General features: G+C 65.2%; 14 protein-coding genes and 1 pseudogene. 5 read left to right on the top strand and 10 right to left on the bottom strand.

Features of this window, described 5'->3' with window-relative positions; genetic code table 11:
* The first annotated feature begins 27 nt into the window (after nucleotides 1–27).
* The 3 genes from FOS14_RS24815 to FOS14_RS18555 are packed head-to-tail and all read left to right on the top strand — an operon-like array spanning nucleotide 28 to nucleotide 2,292.
* Nucleotides 28–978: a ferritin-like domain-containing protein gene (locus FOS14_RS24815; protein ID WP_185981827.1), complete on the top strand. Its 951-nt coding sequence runs from the start codon at nucleotides 28–30 to the stop codon at nucleotides 976–978.
* Nucleotides 975–1,496: a hypothetical protein gene (locus FOS14_RS18550; RefSeq protein ID WP_185981828.1), complete on the top strand. Its 522-nt coding sequence runs from the start codon at nucleotides 975–977 to the stop codon at nucleotides 1,494–1,496. The genes FOS14_RS24815 and FOS14_RS18550 overlap by 4 nt, the downstream gene beginning before the upstream one ends.
* Before the next feature lie 31 nt (nucleotides 1,497–1,527).
* Nucleotides 1,528–2,292, top strand: coding sequence for a MerR family transcriptional regulator (locus FOS14_RS18555; protein ID WP_143772301.1), 765 nt, complete (start codon nucleotides 1,528–1,530; stop codon nucleotides 2,290–2,292).
* Here FOS14_RS18555 and FOS14_RS18560 read toward each other — a convergent pair.
* From FOS14_RS18560 to FOS14_RS18580, 5 genes and pseudogenes are all read right to left on the bottom strand, one after another.
* Nucleotides 2,274–3,770 (bottom strand): glutamate-cysteine ligase family protein, encoded by a 1,497-nt coding sequence (locus FOS14_RS18560; protein ID WP_143772302.1) that lies wholly within the window; start codon nucleotides 3,768–3,770, stop codon nucleotides 2,274–2,276. The two genes, FOS14_RS18555 and FOS14_RS18560, sit on opposite strands and share 19 nt — an antisense overlap.
* Before the next feature lie 30 nt (nucleotides 3,771–3,800).
* Complete coding sequence (locus FOS14_RS18565) at nucleotides 3,801–5,222, bottom strand: SDR family NAD(P)-dependent oxidoreductase (RefSeq protein ID WP_143772303.1); 1,422 nt, start codon at nucleotides 5,220–5,222, stop codon at nucleotides 3,801–3,803.
* A complete protein-coding gene (locus tag FOS14_RS18570) occupies nucleotides 5,219–5,986 on the bottom strand; it encodes a thioesterase II family protein (protein WP_255450451.1) in 768 nt (255 codons plus the stop codon). Before FOS14_RS18570 ends, FOS14_RS18565 begins: the two co-directional genes overlap by 4 nt.
* 18 nt (nucleotides 5,987–6,004) lie before the next feature.
* Entirely contained in the window at nucleotides 6,005–6,739 is a 735-nt protein-coding gene (locus FOS14_RS18575) for a CE1759 family FMN reductase (protein WP_143772304.1), read from the bottom strand.
* A gap of 2 nt (nucleotides 6,740–6,741) precedes the next feature.
* Nucleotides 6,742–7,880 (bottom strand): annotated as a pseudogene (locus FOS14_RS18580) (LLM class flavin-dependent oxidoreductase).
* 77 nt (nucleotides 7,881–7,957) lie between these two features.
* Between FOS14_RS18580 and FOS14_RS18585 the strand changes: the two are divergent.
* Both FOS14_RS18585 and FOS14_RS18590 read left to right on the top strand, forming a co-directional pair.
* Complete coding sequence (locus tag FOS14_RS18585; RefSeq protein ID WP_143772305.1) at nucleotides 7,958–8,722, top strand: NRDE family protein; 765 nt, start codon at nucleotides 7,958–7,960, stop codon at nucleotides 8,720–8,722.
* A 55-nt stretch (nucleotides 8,723–8,777) separates the two neighbouring features.
* Complete coding sequence (locus tag FOS14_RS18590) at nucleotides 8,778–9,167, top strand: VOC family protein (RefSeq protein ID WP_143772306.1); 390 nt, start codon at nucleotides 8,778–8,780, stop codon at nucleotides 9,165–9,167.
* A gap of 85 nt (nucleotides 9,168–9,252) precedes the next feature.
* Here the strand turns inward: FOS14_RS18590 and FOS14_RS18595 are convergent, their stop codons facing one another.
* The 5 genes from FOS14_RS18595 to FOS14_RS18615 form a co-directional block, all read right to left on the bottom strand.
* The gene (locus tag FOS14_RS18595; protein WP_255450452.1) at nucleotides 9,253–9,453 is read right to left on the bottom strand and encodes a CsbD family protein; all 201 of its coding nucleotides are present in this window, start codon (nucleotides 9,451–9,453) and stop codon (nucleotides 9,253–9,255) included.
* Between the two features lie 565 nt (nucleotides 9,454–10,018).
* Entirely contained in the window at nucleotides 10,019–11,023 is a 1,005-nt protein-coding gene (ligD, locus tag FOS14_RS18600; protein ID WP_143772308.1) for a non-homologous end-joining DNA ligase, read from the bottom strand.
* The gene (locus tag FOS14_RS18605) at nucleotides 11,020–12,102 is read right to left on the bottom strand and encodes an ATP-dependent DNA ligase (RefSeq protein WP_143772309.1); all 1,083 of its coding nucleotides are present in this window, start codon (nucleotides 12,100–12,102) and stop codon (nucleotides 11,020–11,022) included. Before FOS14_RS18605 ends, ligD begins: the two co-directional genes overlap by 4 nt.
* An 18-nt stretch (nucleotides 12,103–12,120) precedes the next feature.
* Nucleotides 12,121–16,038: an AAA domain-containing protein gene (locus FOS14_RS18610; protein WP_143772310.1), complete on the bottom strand. Its 3,918-nt coding sequence runs from the start codon at nucleotides 16,036–16,038 to the stop codon at nucleotides 12,121–12,123.
* Nucleotides 16,039–16,102: 64 nt separating this feature from the next.
* A complete protein-coding gene (locus FOS14_RS18615) occupies nucleotides 16,103–17,689 on the bottom strand; it encodes an FMN-binding glutamate synthase family protein (protein ID WP_143772311.1) in 1,587 nt (528 codons plus the stop codon).
* Nucleotides 17,690–17,902: the final 213 nt, after the last annotated feature.

The following is a 17,902-nucleotide window of genomic DNA, read 5'->3' on the forward strand; positions in this document are numbered from 1 at the left end:
TGGCGCATAGCTGATTGATCCTTAACTATGGGTATCAACGGGTCAACGACGACCACCGCAACCTTCGACTTCGACGCCATGCTCGCCAAGATCAAGGCCCGCCAGTGGGCGCTCGCGGACATCGACTGGGAGGGCCCGGGGGCAGAGACGATTTCGCCAGACCTGCACCGGCGTCTCGCGCCGTTCATGGCGGATCTGATGTGGATCGAAAACGTCGGCGCCCGCGGGTTCGCCGCGATGGCCCGCAAGGCGCCGACAGAGACCCTGGCCGAGATCTACCGCCACTTCCATGCCGAAGAACAGAAACACGCGAACGCCGAACTCGCCTTGATGCGGCGGTGGGGGATGCTCGACGGCGACACGATCCCGGAACCGAACGTCAACGTGAAGCTGGTTATCGAGTTCCTCGACAGATACGCCGACGGCATGTCGTTGTCGTTCTTGGGCACGGTGATTCCGATGCTGGAGGTGGCGCTCGACGGCGCGCTCATCAAGTTTGTCACCGACGAGATCGCCGATCCGGTAGCCCAAGAGGTCTTCCGGCGCATCAATGCCGACGAATCACGCCATCTGGCAACGGATTATGCCGTCATGGACTTGCTGGGCCACGCTCAGGCCCGTCGCTTGATGATCGATTTCGTCGGTGGCTGGCTCAAGCCGTCGCTGCTGATCGGCGTCCTCAGTTACGTGCCGCTACTGAATCGGATGCGCGACAACATCGTTGCGATGGGTGTCGACGAGGAAAAGCTGTACGCGGCAATGCGCCGCTATAAGGCGGTCGGTGAGCGCAGCAGATACGCGCGCCGACTGCCGATGTATCAGGTAGTCAAGGCGCATGCCGGCATGGTGATCAACCGGCGCCATCCCTATCACCTGGTTGCCGACGCGCTGGTGAAGGCGACGGCGCTGGTACCGGACGCGATCCTGCCGCCGCAACCGAGTTGGGCCAGGGAACTCACCTACAAGGCCGTGTCGTGAGCGATACCCACGTGCCCGGACTCGCAACGTTCGCCGGCGATATCGTCACGACCACCGACTACGACTTCACCGGTAAACGAGTTGCCGTCATCGCTTCCGGCAGCAATGCGGCGCAATTGCTTCCGGTACTGGTCAGGCGGGCTGCCGAGGTGAAGGTGTTCCAGGAGACGCCCGGTTGGGTGCTCCCGCGCGTCGGCGGTGTCGCGAGACGACTACCGCGCTGGATGCCGGCGACCGAGGTGATCGGAAGAGTGCACCTGCGCGCCAAAGTGCACGACCCGTGGCTGCGCAGACAGCTGACTCCCGATCCCCGTGCTCGCAGCGCGCCGCTGCAGTTCAGCAACGACTACTACGCGGCGCTGCAACGCGACAATTGCAAGCTCATCAGTTGGCCCATCGCCACCGTCACCGCGCGGGGGATCCGGACGGTGGAAGGTATTGAGCATCAATGTGATTGCATTGTGTTCGCGGACCGCGCAGCCGCTGTTCAACGACGGCATTCCCGACCGCTACGCTGAACAAAAGCAGGGCAGCGGAAGGGGGCGTCGAGTGGAGTATCGCATCGACGATCTCGCGCGCGCCGCCGGAACGACAACCCGCAACGTTCGCGCCTACCAGGAGCGCGGTCTGCTGCCGCCCCCGATCCGGCGCGACGGTCGCGCGGCTATTTACGACGACACCCACCGGGAGCGACTGAAGATCATCGACGCGTTGCTGCAGCGAGGCTTTACGACAGCCCACATCGCCGATTTCATCACCAGCTGGGAAACCGGGAAGGACCTCACCGAAGTCCTCGGGCTGCAGCATGCGGTGATGGCCAGTTTCTCCGGTAACGAAACGCTCGAGGTGCCGATACCCCTTGTCGAGCAGTTCCTCGGCACCGAGCAGTCCGGGATGATCGAGCGTTTGGAGAAGCTAGGACTCGCCGAAGTACACGGTGAGACAGTGGTTTTCACTGATCAGCAGCTGGTCGAAACGTTCGTGGAACTGAATTCCTATGGCTATGACTTGCCGTCCGTCGTGAGCATCTACGAAGCACTCGCCGACCGCGTGGACAGCCTTGCGCGGCTGTTGATCCGGGCCGCGGAACGCCACATCGTCGATCGCCACGGCAAGGGCTGGCTGCCGCAATCCAACACCGAGATCGCAGAGACAGCCGCGATGCTCACCCAGTGGCGGGAACTCGGCGTTCGGGCGGTGCATTCGGTGCTGGCTCGTGCCCTCGATGAGAACCTGCAGAGCGAACTGGGCGCTTACTTGGCCGCGGCAGCGGGTGAATCCACGGAAGCCGACACTCACCACGACCAGGTGTGAACCGGCTGGCCCTCGTGCATATGGATCAGGTAGTCGGCGAGCATCCCGGCCAGTGCCTGCTCCCGGCTGTCACCAGCGCGCTCGCGCGCTACGACCGCCTCGCGCTGCCAGGTGGAGCCGGATTGCCGGTTCAGGCAGCGGCCCTCGATGACTCCTAGATAGCGGTCCCGCGCCTCGGCGCTGACGCCATAGGCTTCCAATCCGGCGTGCGCCATCGGTAGCAACCGCCGCAATACCAACTCCTGCGGGCTCACCCACCCGACTTCGGGCCAGTACAACCGGGATTCAAAGCCGCTGCGGGCCGCGGAGTGCAGATTCTCTTCCGCGGCGTCGAACGACATCTGCGTCCACAGCGGGCGGTCCGCCTCCGCCAACGATTTCAATGCCCCGTAGTAGAACGCGGCGTCGGCCAGCGTGTCGACGATCGACGGGCCGGTGGCGAGGACTCGATTCTCGAGCCGCAAATGGTAACGGCCACCGGCGATGTCGTAGATAGGTCGGTTCCACCGGTATACCGTCCCGTTGTGCAGCTTCAACTCGGCCAGCGCCGGTGCCTCGCCGCGGGCGAGCATGGCCATCGGATCCTCGTCGGTGCAGACCGGCAGCAGGGCGGGGAAGTAGCGCGAATTCTCTTCGAAGAGATCGAAAATCGAGGTGATCCAGCGCTCGCCGAACCACACCCGCGGGCGTACGCCCTGGTTCTGCAGCTCCGGTGGTCGAGTGTCGGTGGCCTGCTCGAACACCGGTATCCGGGTTTCGTGCCACAGGGCGCGGCCGGCGAAGAAGGGGGAGTTGGCGGCGAGCGCGACCTGGACGCCGGCCAGTACCTGGGCCGCATTCCAGTAGGTGGCAAAGCATTCCGGCGCGACCTGCAGATGTAGCTGCACCGACGTGCAGGCAGCTTCGGCGAGAATGGTGTCATAAATCGCGGAGAGTTCTTCGGGGGCTTCGTGTCCGGGTAGTCGCACGCCGGAAATATTGAGTTCGATGTCTTCGCCGCGGGCGGCGAAAATCTGTTGGTTGAGCAGGTCGTAGCGTGGGTTGGCGGAAATCCAGCGGTGTTCGAAGTGCTTCTCACGCAACGTCGGAAGCATGCCGATCATCGCCAGTCGTGACCCCACCGAGCGCGCCCGCGCATCCGCGGAGTCCAGCGACCGGCGCAAGTCGGCTTCGAGAGCGCGAATATTGTTGTTCCGCAAAGGCCGTGGTGCGACGTTGATCTCGATATTGAACTGGCCAAGCTCGGTCTGAAAATCCGGGTCGGCGATCGCGTCGAGCACCGCGGCGTTCGCCATCGCCGGCTGCATATCGTTGTCGATGATGTTGAGTTCGATCTCCATCCCGATCTTGGGTTCGGCCACTTCGAAGTGGCCGTCGGAGAGCATGATCGCAAGCGCATCGAGGCATTCGTGCACTTTGGATCGGAACCGCTGCCGGTCCTGCCGGGTGAACTTACGCAGTTCGACGTCGTCGCCCATACCGCCGAACGTACCCAGTCCGGGCAATCGTTACCAGGCGGACGGCTGATAGTCCTTGAGGAAGCAGCCGTACAGGTCGACGCCGCTCTCGCCTTGAACGATCGGGTCGTAGACCCGGGCGGCGCCGTCCACCAGGTCGAGCGGTGCGTGGAAGCCCTCTTCGGCCAGCCTGATCTTGGTGGGATGCGGCCGCTCATCGGTGATCCAACCGGTATCCACGGCAGTCATGAGAATGCGGTCGGTGTCGAACATCTCCGCGGCGCTGGTGCGGGTGAGCATGTTCAGCGCTGCTTTGGCCATGTTGGTGTGCGGATGGCCGGGGCCCTTGTAGCCGCGCCCGAACTGGCCTTCCATCGCCGACACGTTCACCACGTACTTGCGGTTCGCCGCGGCCGCGGCGAGTGCCGGGCGCAGCCGTGAGACGAGGATGAACGGCGCGACGGAATTGCACAGCTGTACCTCGAGCAGTTCGACGGGGTCGACGGCCCCGACGGTCTGTACCCAGCTGTTGGTATCGGCCAGGTCCGGTACCAGGCCGCCGGCGTCGATCGCGATTCCCGCCGAAATGCGTTGTGGTGCGGCAGAGCCGGCCACGAGCGCGAGTTCGCTCACGTGCGCGGCCACGGAGTCGGGCAGGGTCGAAGCGAGCGCGGGATGGCGCTGCATGGTCTTGCCGAATGTGGTGATGGCAGCGGGCATCCCTATTGGCAGTGGCGCATTCTCGGCGGCGACCAGCGCGGCGTAGGAGTCGGGCGGGCGCCGCACGGTTTGGGCGGCATTGTTGATAAGAACGTCCAACGGGCCTTGCGCCGCAACAGAATCGGCGAGGGCGACCACCTGCGCGGGGTCACGCAGGTCGATGCCGACGATATGCAAGCGGTGCAGCCAATCGTTGCTGTCGGGCATCGAGGCGAATCGGCGCGCCGCGTCGTGCGGAAAGCGCGTGGTGATGGTGGTTTCTGCGCCGTCGCGCAGCAGTCGCAGCGCGATGTACATGCCGATCTTCGCCCGACCACCGGTCAGCAGCGCGCGCCGGCCCGCCAGGTCGGTGCGGGCGTCGCGTTTGGCATGGCTCATCGCCGCGCAGTCCGGGCAGAGCTGGTGGTAGAAGGCGTCGACGTGGGTGTAGCGCTTCTTGCAGATGTAGCAGGGGCGGGGCCGGATCAGCGTTCCCGCGCTGGCTCCGGTCGCCGTGGAGCTCAGCGGGATTCCGTTGGTCTCATCGTCGATGCGATCAGGCGAACCGGTAGCAGTGGCGGCGATGACCGCGCTGTCGGCGGCAGATACCGCGTTGCGCGCGGCGGCGCGACGGCTGCGCTTAAGCCTTTTGAACATATGGCCGACCGCGCGCTGCACCGTGACCGAGTCAGGGTGGTCGGAGTCGAGTTCGCCCGCTGCTGCGAGTACCCGAAGACACGTCGCCAAGTCGTCGGGATCAAGACGTGCGGTCACGGCACGGAACTTTCGAGCTGGTCCTTGATCACGCCGGCGATCTTGGGCAGGTGCGACTCCAGGTAGAAGTGACCGCCACCGAACGTGTGGAGTTGAAACGGTCCGCTCGTGTGCGCCGCCCAGGCACGCATCTGCTCCTCGGTGGTCGTCGGATCCTCGGTGGACAGCAAGGCAACGATCGGACACGTCAGTTCCGCGCCCGGCTGCAGCCGGTAAGTTTCGACGGCCTGATAGTCGGCGCGAACGTACGGCAGCACCATTTCCGCGAGCGCGGGGTTTTCCACGAGCATGTCGATGGTTTCCGACTCCGGGCCGCCCAGCCGACGCATTTCGTCGAGGATCGCTGCGTCCGAGTCCAGGTGCAGCGTTTGGGTTTCGACGAAGTCGGGTGCTGGCCGACCCGACACGAACAACGCCACCGGAGGCCTGCGGCGTTCGGTCAGCATGCGCGCAGCCTCGAAGGCGACGGTGGCGCCCATGCTGTGGCCGAAAATCGCTAGGGGCCGGTTGAAACTTCCCGGCAGTCCGCACACGGCGTGATCGGCCAGTGTGGTGATGTCGGTGACGAAGGGCTCGGCAATGCGGTCCTGACGGCCGGGATATTGCACTGCGACGGTCTCGATGTCGGGTGCGAGCGCGGCCGCCAGAGTGCGGTAGGCGCCGGCCGCACCGCCGCCGTGCGGAAAGCACATCAAGGTATGCCGGGCATTCGGCGTCGGGCGGAAGCGGCGGATCCATTCCGACTGCGGTATTGCGGTGCTCACCCGTGAAACGGTAGCGCCCTAGCGCGGCTGTCCGTTATGTGCGGCCAACAGTTCGGCGAACGGGGTTACCGAGCCGAGGGCATTGCCGGATCGCCGCCGGGGCGGCGGATCCGGGGTTTCGGCACTGTCGGATCGCCGCCGGGGCGGCGAAGCCGGGCTCACGGCACCGTCGGATCGTCGACTAGTTGGTCCGACCGGCCCGAGCCCGCCGACGCCGGTCGGCTCCGCCACCACCAGCGCACCGAACTCGGCGGTCGCTCGCCCGATCCGGTCGGTCAAGGCGGCGTCGCCGAAGTCTTCGGTTGCCGCGAACACTCCCGTCGTCACGACGACGGCGCGCAGGTAGCTGAACAAGGGCCGTAGTGCGTGGTCGAGGACCAGAGAATGCCGCGGTGTCCCGGCGGTCGCGCCGATGAGAACGGGCATGCCGTTCAGCGCCTCTGGGTCCAACACATCAATGAACATCTTGAACAGACCGCTGTAGCTCGCCGCGAACACCGGAGTGACGACGATGACGCCGTCGGCGTCGGAAATCCGCTCCCGAGCCTGCATGACCGACCGGGTCGGTACACCGGTGGTCACAGTTGTCGCGAGGTCACTCGCCAACTCCCGCAGTTCGATGACGTCGACGTCGAGCGATTCACCGCGCGCACTGACCGCTACGGAGGCGGCCTCAGCGAGCTGATCTGCCAACAGCCGGGTGGACGAGGGCTGCGATATACCGGCGGTAAGGACAACAATGCTGCGACTCACGGTTACTCCTGGGACGTTTGTGCGGCGACCAGGGCGCGGGCGGGCTCGACCAGGTGATGCGGTGAGTCGGGGCCTGCGGCGACCAGCGATGCGTGTGTGGGCGGGTCGCTCGGCACGTCCGACGGCCGGCGCAGTTCGAACTCCTTGCGCAGCACCGGAACGACTTCGCTGCCCAGAATCTCGATCTGCTCGAGCACCGCGTCGATCGGCAGCCCGGCATGGTCGAGCAGAAACAGCTGACGCTGATAATCACCGGCGTAGTCGGCGAAGGCCAGCGTCCGCTCGATCACCTGCTCGGGTGTGCCGACGGTCAGCGGCGTCATCTCGCTGAATTCCTCGAGCGACGGGCCGTGACCGTAGACCGGCGCATTGTCGAAGTAGGGCCGGAAGAACTTCTTCGCCGCGACCTCGGTTTCGGCCATGAACACCTGCCCACCGAGACCGACGATCGCCTGGTCGGCCGAGCCGTGGCCGTAGTGCTCGAACCGCTGCCGATACAGCCGAACCATCTGCTCGGTGTGTTCCTTGTTCCAGAAGATGTTGTTGTGGAAGAAGCCATCGCCGTAGTAGGCGGCCTGCTCGGCAATTTCCGGTGAGCGGATCGAACCGTGCCACACGAACGGCGGCGTGCCGTCCAGCGGCGCGGGCGTGGCTGTGAAGCTCTGCAACGGCGTCCGGAACTGGCCCTGCCAGTCGACTACCCGTTCCCGCCACAAGCGGCGCAGCAGGTGGTAATTCTCGACCGCCAGCGGAATGCCTTGCGAATGTCCTGGCCGAACCACGGGTAGACCGGACCGGTGTTGCCGCGGCCCATCATCAGATCGACGCGACCGCCGGAAACATGCTGCAACATCGCGTAGTCCTCGGCGATCTTGACGGGGTCGTTTGTAGTGATCAGGGTTGTCGCCGTCGAGAGCTGCAATTTTTCGGTGCGGGCGGCGATCCAGCCGAGCATCGTGGTCGGCGAGGACGGCACGAACGGGGGATTGTGGTGTTCACCGGTCGCAAACACGTCGAGGCCCGCTTCCTCGGCCTTGACGGCGATCTTCAGCATTGCCTGTATGCGCTCGGCTTCGGTGGGGGCGACGCCGGTGGTCGGGTCGACGGTGACGTCGCCGACGGTGAAAACGCCGAACTGCATGTTCAAACCTCCAAGTAGTTGAACTGTCAACTAATGTAACGGACCGCGGTCCGGTCCTATTCCTGCAGAATGGGGCCATGTGCCTGATCGTGGCGGCGTGGCGCCCGAACTCGACGTATCGGCTCGTCGTTGCTGCCAACCGCGACGAGTTCTATGCCCGCGCATCCGTGCCCATGCACTGGTGGCCGCAGGATTGCAGCATTCTGGCCGGCCGCGATGTCTCACCGGGAGGCTGCGGGACATGGATGGGGCTGCGTGACGACGGGCGGTTTGCCGCGATCACCAACGTCCGCGAGCCCGGCCGAACCGTTCCCGATGCCCGAACGCGGGGAGAGATTCCGGTCGACTTTCTGTGCAGCGACCTCGACTGCGGCGCGTTTCTGACCGAACTCGCCGACCGCGCAGATCAGTACAACGGCTTCAACTTGCTGGCCTCCGACGGCCTATCACTGTGGTGGTACAGCAACCGCAACGGATCTCCGACCGAGCTCGGGCCAGGCATCTACGGCGTGTCCAACGCGGCGCTCGATACGCCGTGGCCGAAAGTGGTCCGGACAAAGCAGCGGTTCAGTGCTGCGGTGGCGGACGACTCCGACGTCGAGGAGTATTTCCGCCTGCTCGCCGACACCGACCGTCCCGACGACACGGATCTGCCGCAAACGGGTATTCCTCTCGAACTCGAACGAACGGTCTCGCCGCCGTTCATTCGCTCACCCGAGTACGGCACCAACTCATCCACCGTGCTGCGCGTTCGCGAGACGGGTGAATCCGACATCGAAGAGCGGCGATTCGACAACGCGGCGCAGACGGGTGCAGAACGATTCGAGGCAATGCTGCGGTAAATGCTGTCGGGTTTTTTCAAGACTCGCGCGGTTGCTCGCTCGTAGCGTTGATGTCATGACTGACGCGAACAAGAAGGCAAACACAACCCTGGCGATGGTGACCATCGACTGTGACGATCCGCGGGCGATGGCCAAGTTCTATTCCAGCTTGCTGGGCTGGGAAGTCACCTACGAAGACGACGCCGCCACGATGGTAAGTAGTGGCAGTGGGCCGGCGCTCGGGTTCGGAAAGACCGACGACTATGTCCGTCCCCAGTGGCCGGACAACGGCCGCAAGCAATTTCATCTCGATCTGAGTGTCGACGACATCGCCGCGGCCGAGCAACGTGCGATCGAACTCGGTGCGCAACGTCCCGACGAACAGCCGGGCGGCGACAAGTGGCGGGTCCTGCTGGACCCCGCGGGCCATCCGTTCTGTCTTGCCGTATGGAATGCATCGCAATAAGACCTGACGATCTCGCCGCGGGCTGATACAGAAACGAACCAACCGGGTGCCTCGATCTTGTCGAGGCACCCGGTTGGTTACTGATCTAGTTGCCGCTCAGCTTGTCTCGCACCGAGTCGGCGGCGTCCTTTGCCTTGTCAGCCACGTCCCCGATCTTCTGCTTGACGTTCGAGGACGCCTGATCCGTTTTGCCCTCGGACTTGAGGTCGCTGTCGCCCGCGACATCACCCGCGGCTTCCTTGGCGCGGCCCTTGAACTCTTCTGCCTTGTCCGAAAATGCGCTCACGATGTGTCCTCTCGTTGCGTATGGACAGATCCTTCACTGCCCGTAACGACTGTTCCCAATCGCGTCGAAACGCAAACACCTGGTCGTCGCGACCTAAAAGTGCCGGCCCTGCCCCTCGTGCAACAGATCCAACAAGAGTCGGGTCGATCGACGGGATCTCGTCTATAGCAAGAACTTTCGTTCGCTCAGTTGCGGCACGCGAGATGGTGGCTGGCGGGCGTGAGCGCAATTGTGACGCCGCGCACGATACGCCTCGCGTCGTTAGTGCCCGCACATTTGCTTGAGCCGAGTAAAGACCGTCTTTACATTGGACTTCGAGCAAATCAGCAGCTACTACCACGTGGCTCGCTCTTGCTCGACGTCTTGCCGCTGCATACGGCGAGTGTCGCGGGTAGTCGCAGCGGCTTGGATCCCTGGCGCGGTCGATCGGGGGCGTGCCGGGGCAAACGCTGGGACTGCCTGTCGGCAGGACGATAAGGCTCGCATCGGTCAACGCCGATGCACACCAGTGCCGCTGGGACCGGAGGGGGAAGCTAGTGCGGTCCCAGCGGCACGCTGGAGGTGCTCAGATCTTCTTGGCCCGACTCGGTGCCACGCGCGGTGGCTCGTTCGGCATCTTCGGGTACACCGGCGGCCACGGCGCGTCCATCATGCCGTTGGCCATGTCGCGCGCCGACATTTCCAACAGCGGTTCGATGGATTGCGGATCTGCCGACATCTGTGCCCAGGGGTCACCGTGCTCGGCCACGCGTTGACCAACGGTCGCGATCGTGAGCTCTGCCGGATCGACCGAATCGAGTTCGTCCCAGGCGATCGGCGTCGACACTTGTGCGCCGACTCGCGGGCGCACACACCAGGCGCCGAAAACCGTTTTGTGCGGCGCGTTCTGGTTGAAGTCGACGAATACGCGCGTGCCGCGTTCTTCCTTCCACCACTGGGCCGTCATCTCATCAGGGTGGCGACGTTCGAGCTCGCGGGCCAGCGCCACGGCCGCCGCTCGCACCGCAAACCCGTCCCAGCCAGGCTGTAGTGCCGCATAGATGTGCAGACCGCGGGACCCGGATGTCTTTATGTGGGCGGTAATTCCGAGCTCGTCCAGCAATGCCTTCGTTTTCCAGGCGCCCGCGCGCAACTGTTCGTAACCGACCCCTGGTGAGGGATCGAGATCGATGCGCAGCTGGTCGGTCGACTCCGGCGTGGCCGCGTGGTAGGGCCAGACGTGAAAACCGATGCAGCCCAGGTTGACTGCCCACAAAATGTGGGCAAGGTCTTTCGCGACGAGCGCGTCGCTGGTAGTGCCGTTCGGGGTGGAAACCACCGTGGTTTCCAGCCAATCGGGTGCGGACTTGGGAACTCGCTTCTGGAAGAACGACTTTCCGCTCGCGCCCTCGGGATAGCGCTCCATGAGCAGTGGACGTCCGCCGAGCGCCGTCAGCAACGGCTTCTCGATGGACTGGTAGAACCGCACCAGGTCGAGCTTCGTTTCGCCACGTGCGCTGAAATACTCTTTGTCGGGGTTCGAGATAGCGACCTCGACGCCATCGCTGGCGATGGTCACCGCGTCGGTCATCGCGCGAGCCCGCTGGTGCCGAAGATGTCGGCCAGTTCAGCTGGCGCCACCTCGTTGAGTTGGGCATAGGTACACGATTCCGGTTGCCGGTCGGGCCGGAACCGGACCAGTCGGCCACCGTGGCGGAACCGTCCGGACTGCAGGTGCTCATAGCGCACCTCTGCCACCAGTTCGGGCCGCAGCGGTTGCCAGGACAGGTCTTTGTCGCCGGTCCACCGACTGACGCCACCGGGAAGCCGCCCGGAAGCGTGTGCCTGGGCGTCGGCCCATTCCCGCCACGGATGTCCGTCCAGGGCGTTTTCCCGTAGCGGCGCCAGCTCGTCCACCAGCTTGCGCCGGTAGGCCGCGGTGAAACTGGCAGCCACACCCACGTGATTGAGCCGTCCCGCGTCGTCGTAGAGGCCCAGCAGCAGCGAGCCGACGCCGGCGCCGTCCTTGTGCCAGCGGAAGCCGGCCACGACGCAATCGGCGGTGCGCTCGTGTTTGACCTTGAGCATCACCCGCTTGTCCTGCTGGTAACGCTGATCGGCGGCTTTGACCATGACGCCGTCGAAGCCGGCGCCCTCGAAGCGGGTGAACCAGTCCTGGGCCACGTCCGGGTCATCGGTGATCGGCGTGAGGTGCACCCGCGCCAGCTTGTCGTCGAGGATCTCCGAGAGCCGTTGGCGACGTTCGGAAAACGGCCGGGGCGTCAGATCCTCGTCACCGAGGGCCAGCAGGTCGAACGCGACGAAGCTGGCCGGCGTTTCTTTCGCCAGTTTGTTCACCCGGGACGCGGCTGGATGCAGGCGGTTTTGCAGGAGGTCGAAGTCGAGGCCGCGCTCGGTGACGATGACGATCTCGCCGTCCACCACGCAGCGCTGCGGCAGCGCTTCGGCCAGCAAGTCCACGAGTTCCGGGAAGTAGCGGGTCAAGGGCCGGTCGTTGCGGGAGCCGAGCTCGATTTCGTCGCCGTCGCGAAACACGATGCACCGGAATCCATCCCATTTCGGTTCGTAGCACAGGCCGGGTTCGCGTGGCACCTCCGGCGTGGCCTTGGCCAGCATCGGTTTCACGGGCGGCATCACTGGTAGCTGCACGACGTCGATGCTATGCCCTCAGCCCCGGCCGATCCGGGCATAACCGGCTGCGCGTTCGAAGGCAGCCCTGATTCGCTGTCCCTTCTTGGCGAATCCCAGTGCCGCCATGAATTCCTTGAACAGTTCATCATCGGTGCGCGGCTTACCGTCCGCGACGATGTTTTGCAGGATGAGCACCAACTCACCGTCGGTGTAGTCGGTGACCGGGCGACCCGGTGCCACTTCGGTGCCGAGCGCGCGCACGTACGCCGCCTGCGCCCGCGCCACGCAACCGGCGGAGTCGATGAACCAGTCCGCCGACCAGAACCGGTGATAGCCCCAGCCGAGTCGCTGTAGCTGCTCCTGTCGCAACCTGTCCCGATCGCGTACGGTGGCCGCGCAGTGATAGGCGGCGGTGTCTGCTTCCACCGCGAGGACCATCGCGTCGGGCCGGCGTGAGTCGGCGATCGCGAAGCCGATGTGATCGCCGGCCACCCCGTACTGCGGCACGACGGGCATACCCGCGGCCGTGAGCTTGTCCCGCACAGATACCTCGAACGGGCTCAATTGCGTGGCATGCTCTGCTGTTTCGTTGCCTACTTCGCCGCGGTTTCGCGTGTAGCGCAGGTAGGCACGCAGCATCGCGACCCCCGGAGCGGTGCTGCGTTCGGGATCCATGTCGGTGTGGCTGAACGAGCTGACCAGCGTCATTCGCGACCGGGCGCGAGTGATGGCGACATTCAAACGCCGATGGCCGCCTTCCTGATTGAGCGGGCCGAAGTTGTGGCTCAGGCTACCGTCTGCGCGCTTTGCATAACCGATCGACAAGATGATCGCGTCGCGCTCGTCGCCCTGAACGCGCTCGAGATTCTTCACGAAGAACGGTTCGCCGGCGGGTTCGTCGAAGAACCCGCGCAGGCTCGGCCGCGCACGCAATTTCTCGCGGAGGCGCGCATCGATGCGTTCCATGTGGTTGATGCCCATGGTGATCACGCCCAGCGATTCGTGCGGTCGCGTCTTGGCGTGCTGCAACACCATGGCCACCACCCGCTCGACCTCGGCGGCGGCGCTGTCCTCATCCGCGCCGCCGCGCTGCTGGCGCACCAATTCGTGGCTGAGGCAATCGCTTCCGGAGACCCCGGGGAAGGTGGTGAGCGAATTGCCGTACACCCACGAGTTGGAGAACGCGATCAGCCGTTCGTCGCGGCTGCGATAGTGCCAGGTGAGCGAGCGGACTCGGGTCGCGCCCAACGCTGCGGTGAGGACATCGAGGATCGATTCGAAACCGATTGTCAGCGCAAGGTTGATACTGCCGTCGTCGTTGATCACCTGTTCGGCCTTGTCTTCACTGTCCACCGCGAAGAACTGCGTCGGCGGCAGCTGCTTGTTGTCTCCGGCGACGATCACCCGGCGGGCCCGTGAAATCGCGGAAATGGCGTCGGCGGGCACGATTTGGCTGGCTTCGTCGAAGACGACCACGTCGAAGTAGGGCCGATCACCGGGTAGCAGCTGACTCACCACCAGTGGGCTCATCGCCCAGCATGGCTTGAGTGCCGTCAGCATGTCCGGTGCGGCACTGAACAATTGCCGCAGTGAGAGGTGACCACGCTTGCGGGCGGCCTGGCCGGTGACGACCCGCTGCTGCTCCGGGTGCTGGGCGGCAACAGTTTCCAGATGCCGCACGGCCTTGTCGAGCACCCGGGCCGCCGACGTCCGGATGTGCGCTGCGTCGGCGGCGCGGAATTGCTCGGCGTGCAGGTCGTGGAGCGCGCCGTTGAATGTCGCGACCACCGGATCGTCGAAGCTGACCTGATCGAGGACGGACGAAAACCAGCAACTGTCATACATTGCCACGGCAAGGTCGGGATCGGCACGGCGCGAACGCATCTGGGCCAGCAGTGGATCCATGCCGAGCGCACTGAACGTGGCCGCCAAGGTGTTCATCCGCGGCAGCGCATGCAACGTGCGCGCATCGTGGGCGAGCGCCTCGACCGTCTGGGCCAATTGCGGGCGGGGCAGGTGCGTCATGTCCAGCCACGGCAACAGCGCGGCGAGCTCGTCGAGCTCGCTGTCGAGTTCGGCAAACTTGGCGGTGGCGGTGGGCAATGCGGTGGGCAGCTTCGGCACCCCCGCGGTCGTCACGCCGGACCACTCGGTCGCCAGCTCGTGCGCGCGGACAAGTGTGCGGTGCAATTGCTTGCGCGGCGGCTTGTCCGGCAACAACCACAGCCGGTTCGCGGCAGCGCGCAACTCGCCGACCTTGCCGTCGAAGTCGCCCAGCGCGCGTCGCTGACTTCGTGACGCCGTCGCCGCCACCAGTTGTGCCAGGTCTGTCGACCACACGACCGTGTCCAGCGTGGTGAGGATCTCCGCGGTCCGGTCGAAGAGCTGCAGCAGCGTTCGCCAGCCGGCGAGTGTGGCCGGCGGCCGCAGTCCGCTCTGGGCGGCGACCTCGTCGAGCGCCTGCCAGGTTTCGGGCACGGTCGCGCTGCGCAGGCGGGTGGCCACCTGCAGGGCGTGCTCGGCCTGCTCGGTGGTGACCACCGGTGCGCCGGCCCACGGCGAATCGCGAACCGACAAGCTCAACCCGCCGAGGTTCGCGTATTCGCGCAGCTCCTCGCGAACGATTGAAGCGGTGGCCTCGTCCATAGCCACGATTTCGCGCGGGCCGAAACGAATCTCGGTGACCGCCGCATTGCCGAATCGCTCGGTGAGTCCCAGCAGCGCCTCGTGCCCGGCGAAAACACTGATCCCCCAGGGTGATCGGGGACCGTTCATGGCGGTGTCATGAGCGTTGAGCTGGCGGCGGCGGACCTCCAGTTGCGCACCGACGGACGCATTCGCGCGGGGTGGACGCGTGAAGCCGGCGGTGAGCGCGGCGATCATGGCGGCCCGTGCACCGCCGCCGTCGTGGACATCGAAGGCAATGTCGCCCAGTCCGACTCGGCCGAGCCGATCCAGCACCGCCGAGATGGCCGCCCGTTTCTCGGCGACGAACAGCACGCTTTGCCCCTGCGCGACCAGCGTGGCGATGAGGTTGGCGATAGTTTGGCTCTTGCCCGTTCCCGGCGGCCCGGACACCACCATCGATTGACCCGCCACCGCGGCGTTGATCACGTAGCTCTGCGATGAGTCGGCATCGAGCACCAGGTACTCGTCATCGGGTGACAGCCGGTCCGGTTCGTCGAGTTCCACGTCGGCTCCGGCAGCCGCGATCGCGTCGGCGGCAGCGCGATCACCGGCGATGGCGGCGACGACGTCGTGGCGGATCAGGGCATCGACGTTGTTCGCGAGGTCGTGAACCATGGGCAGCTTGGTGTAGGAAAAGGTCCCGAGCACCCGCCGCTCGCCGATCGAGAATCCCGGTACCTCCGCCGCAGCAACCCTGATGATGTCGAAAATCGCTGCCGGGCTGGCGATTCCGTCCTCGAGCGCGCCCTGCACAGCGGTTGCCTCCAGCCGCACATGGAATTGCTCGTCGAGCAGGTGCACCAGTGCGGGATTGACGTGCGGATCGCCGGCGAGGTCTATCTCGAAGTCGTCCTCGGCCGCACCGGTTGCAGTAATGACCGCCTCCTGCAACAGGATTGGTGCGGCCGGTACCGCGGCGCCCTGGGGGTTGGTCCACGTCGCCATACCCACGGCGAGGTAACCGATCGCTATGCCGCGTTCCTCGGACGCCTCGCGGGCCTTGTTGCGGATGGTCCGGGCCCGCTTGAGTCGATCCGCGAACAGGCTGCGCCGAAACATCCGGGAAAGACGCACGGACTTGCCGCCCAACAGTTGCTCGACCATCACGAAATCCGCGTCCGCGAGGTCGAGCGTGCCGTAGCGCAGATCGCGGTAATAGAGCAGTTGGTTGCGCCAGCTGAGGTCGATCAACTGGCCGCGCCACGTGCCCACGGCGGCGCGAACGAGGTCGGCACGTCGACTCGACGACTGGCCTGCTGTCTCCACCCGAGCAAGCCTACGATCGGTGCGCCCGGCGGGGCAGGGGAGTCGCTCGAGCTCGCCGTGCCGGTCAGGCCGGTCGGAAACTGTCCGGGTCGGCCAATTGCCAGTCGGTACGCCAGTTCAGTGGCGGGTCGTCGAGCAATTGTCCCGGCTCGAGCCATTCGTAGAGTTCCGCGTAGGACCGCACAACGGTCGCAGTCACCTTCTTGCGCAACATGTATGGGCTCAGCTGCGCGGGGTCGGAGACGCCGAGTGACGCCATCAACTGCATGGCCTGCGCCACCGTGCTGGCGTGGTACCGCTGAACTCGCACGCTTTTGTCGGCGACATCGAGTGCGCGGGTGCGCTTGGGGTCCTGGGTCGCCACCCCGACCGGGCAGGTATTGGTGTGGCAGCGCTGTGCCTGGATGCATCCGATGGCCATCATCATGGCCCGCGCCGCGTTGGTGTAGTCGGCGCCCTGAATCAGTCGCTTCACGATGTCGTTTCCGGCCGCGACTTTGCCGCTCGCGCCGATCTTGATCCGATCGCGTAATCCGGTTCCGACGAGGGCATTGTGCACCGTCATCAGGCCGTCGGTCAGCGGTAGCCCGACATGATCCTCGTACTCCAGCGGCGCTGCGGCAGTGCCGCCTTCGGCGCCATCGACGATGATGAAGTCGGGTGCGGTGCCCTCGGCGATCATGGCCTTGCACATCGCAAGGACGTCGACCCGCGAGCCGACGCACAGCTTGATGCCCACCGGCTTACCGTTGGCAAGGTTGCGCATCTCCGCCACGAACTGCACCATCTCGCGCGGTGTACTGAATGCCGAATGCCATGCCGGGCTCACGCATTTCTCGCCCTGTGGCACGCCGCGGTAGCGGGCGATCTCCGCGCTGACCTTCGCGGCCGGCAAAACACCGCCGACGCCGGGCTTGGCTCCCTGGCTCAATTTCAGCGACACCGCCTTGATCTGGTCGTGTGAGACCTTCTCGGCGAACTGTGCAGGATCGAACCGGCCGTCGTCGGTGCGTGTGCCGAAGTAGCCGGAGCCGATCTCCCATACCAGATCACCGCCGCCGGAGAGGTGATACGGCGTGAGGCCGCCCTCGCCGGTGTCGTGGGCGAAGCCACCGAGTGCGGCGCCGCGGTTCAACGCCTGCAAGGCATTTGCGGACAGCGCTCCGAAGCTCATGGCCGACACATTCAGCAACGACATCGAATAGGGCTGCGTACAGTCCGGGCCGCCGATGAGTACCCGCGGTGGCTGCTCGGGTTGCGGAACCGGCAACGTGGAATGAACCAGGTACTCATAACCGACGACCTCGATGTCGCGTTCGGTGCCGAAGGACAGTTCCCCGTGAATTCCCTTGGCCCGCTCGTAAATGACGGTTCGGGTGTCGCGGTCGAACGGGCGGCCGTCGAAATTCCGCTCGATGAAGTACTGCTGCAATTCCGGTCGCAGGCTCTCCAGCAGATATCGCAGGTGGCCCAGGACCGGATAGTTGCGCAGCACCGAGTGGCGGCGCTGCACCAGGTCATAGATGCCGGTCGCGACCAGGCCCGCCAGCAGCGCGAGGAGCAGCCACCAGGCCCACGATCCGATCGCCGCGGCAACCCCTACGACAAGTAGCGCGACCGCGGCAAAACCGACAACGAGAAACCTCAGCACGACTCAATCCTTGCCCAACGACGCTGCGAACGTTGCCACGGTAGTCGGCCAGGCGCGGTTGCCTGGCCGGTTGAGGTTGCGATCCGGCGTCGGGTGGCCGCCGCGCGCGACATTGCGCAGGCGCATGTCGTGGCATATCTGCGGCGGCGCAAAGCAGCGCGCGGCGACCGCGACACAGCGGGTGGCGGCGAAACAGCGCGCGTCGGGTGCACC

The organism is Skermania sp. ID1734 (assembly GCF_007489285.1).
In the GTDB taxonomy this organism is placed as follows: domain Bacteria; phylum Actinomycetota; class Actinomycetes; order Mycobacteriales; family Mycobacteriaceae; genus ID1734.

What these genes read in the sequence shown, in the direction of transcription:
- FOS14_RS24815 (WP_185981827.1), top strand. Translation starts at nt 28, where the DNA reads ATGGGTATCAACGGGTCAACGACGACCACCGCAACCTTCGACTTCGAC.
- FOS14_RS18560 (WP_143772302.1), bottom strand. Translation starts at nt 3,770, where the DNA reads ATGGGCGACGACGTCGAACTGCGTAAGTTCACCCGGCAGGACCGGCAG.
- FOS14_RS18585 (WP_143772305.1), top strand. Translation starts at nt 7,958, where the DNA reads ATGTGCCTGATCGTGGCGGCGTGGCGCCCGAACTCGACGTATCGGCTC.
- ligD (WP_143772308.1), bottom strand. Translation starts at nt 11,023, where the DNA reads ATGACCGACGCGGTGACCATCGCCAGCGATGGCGTCGAGGTCGCTATC.
- FOS14_RS18590 (WP_143772306.1), top strand. Translation starts at nt 8,778, where the DNA reads ATGACTGACGCGAACAAGAAGGCAAACACAACCCTGGCGATGGTGACC.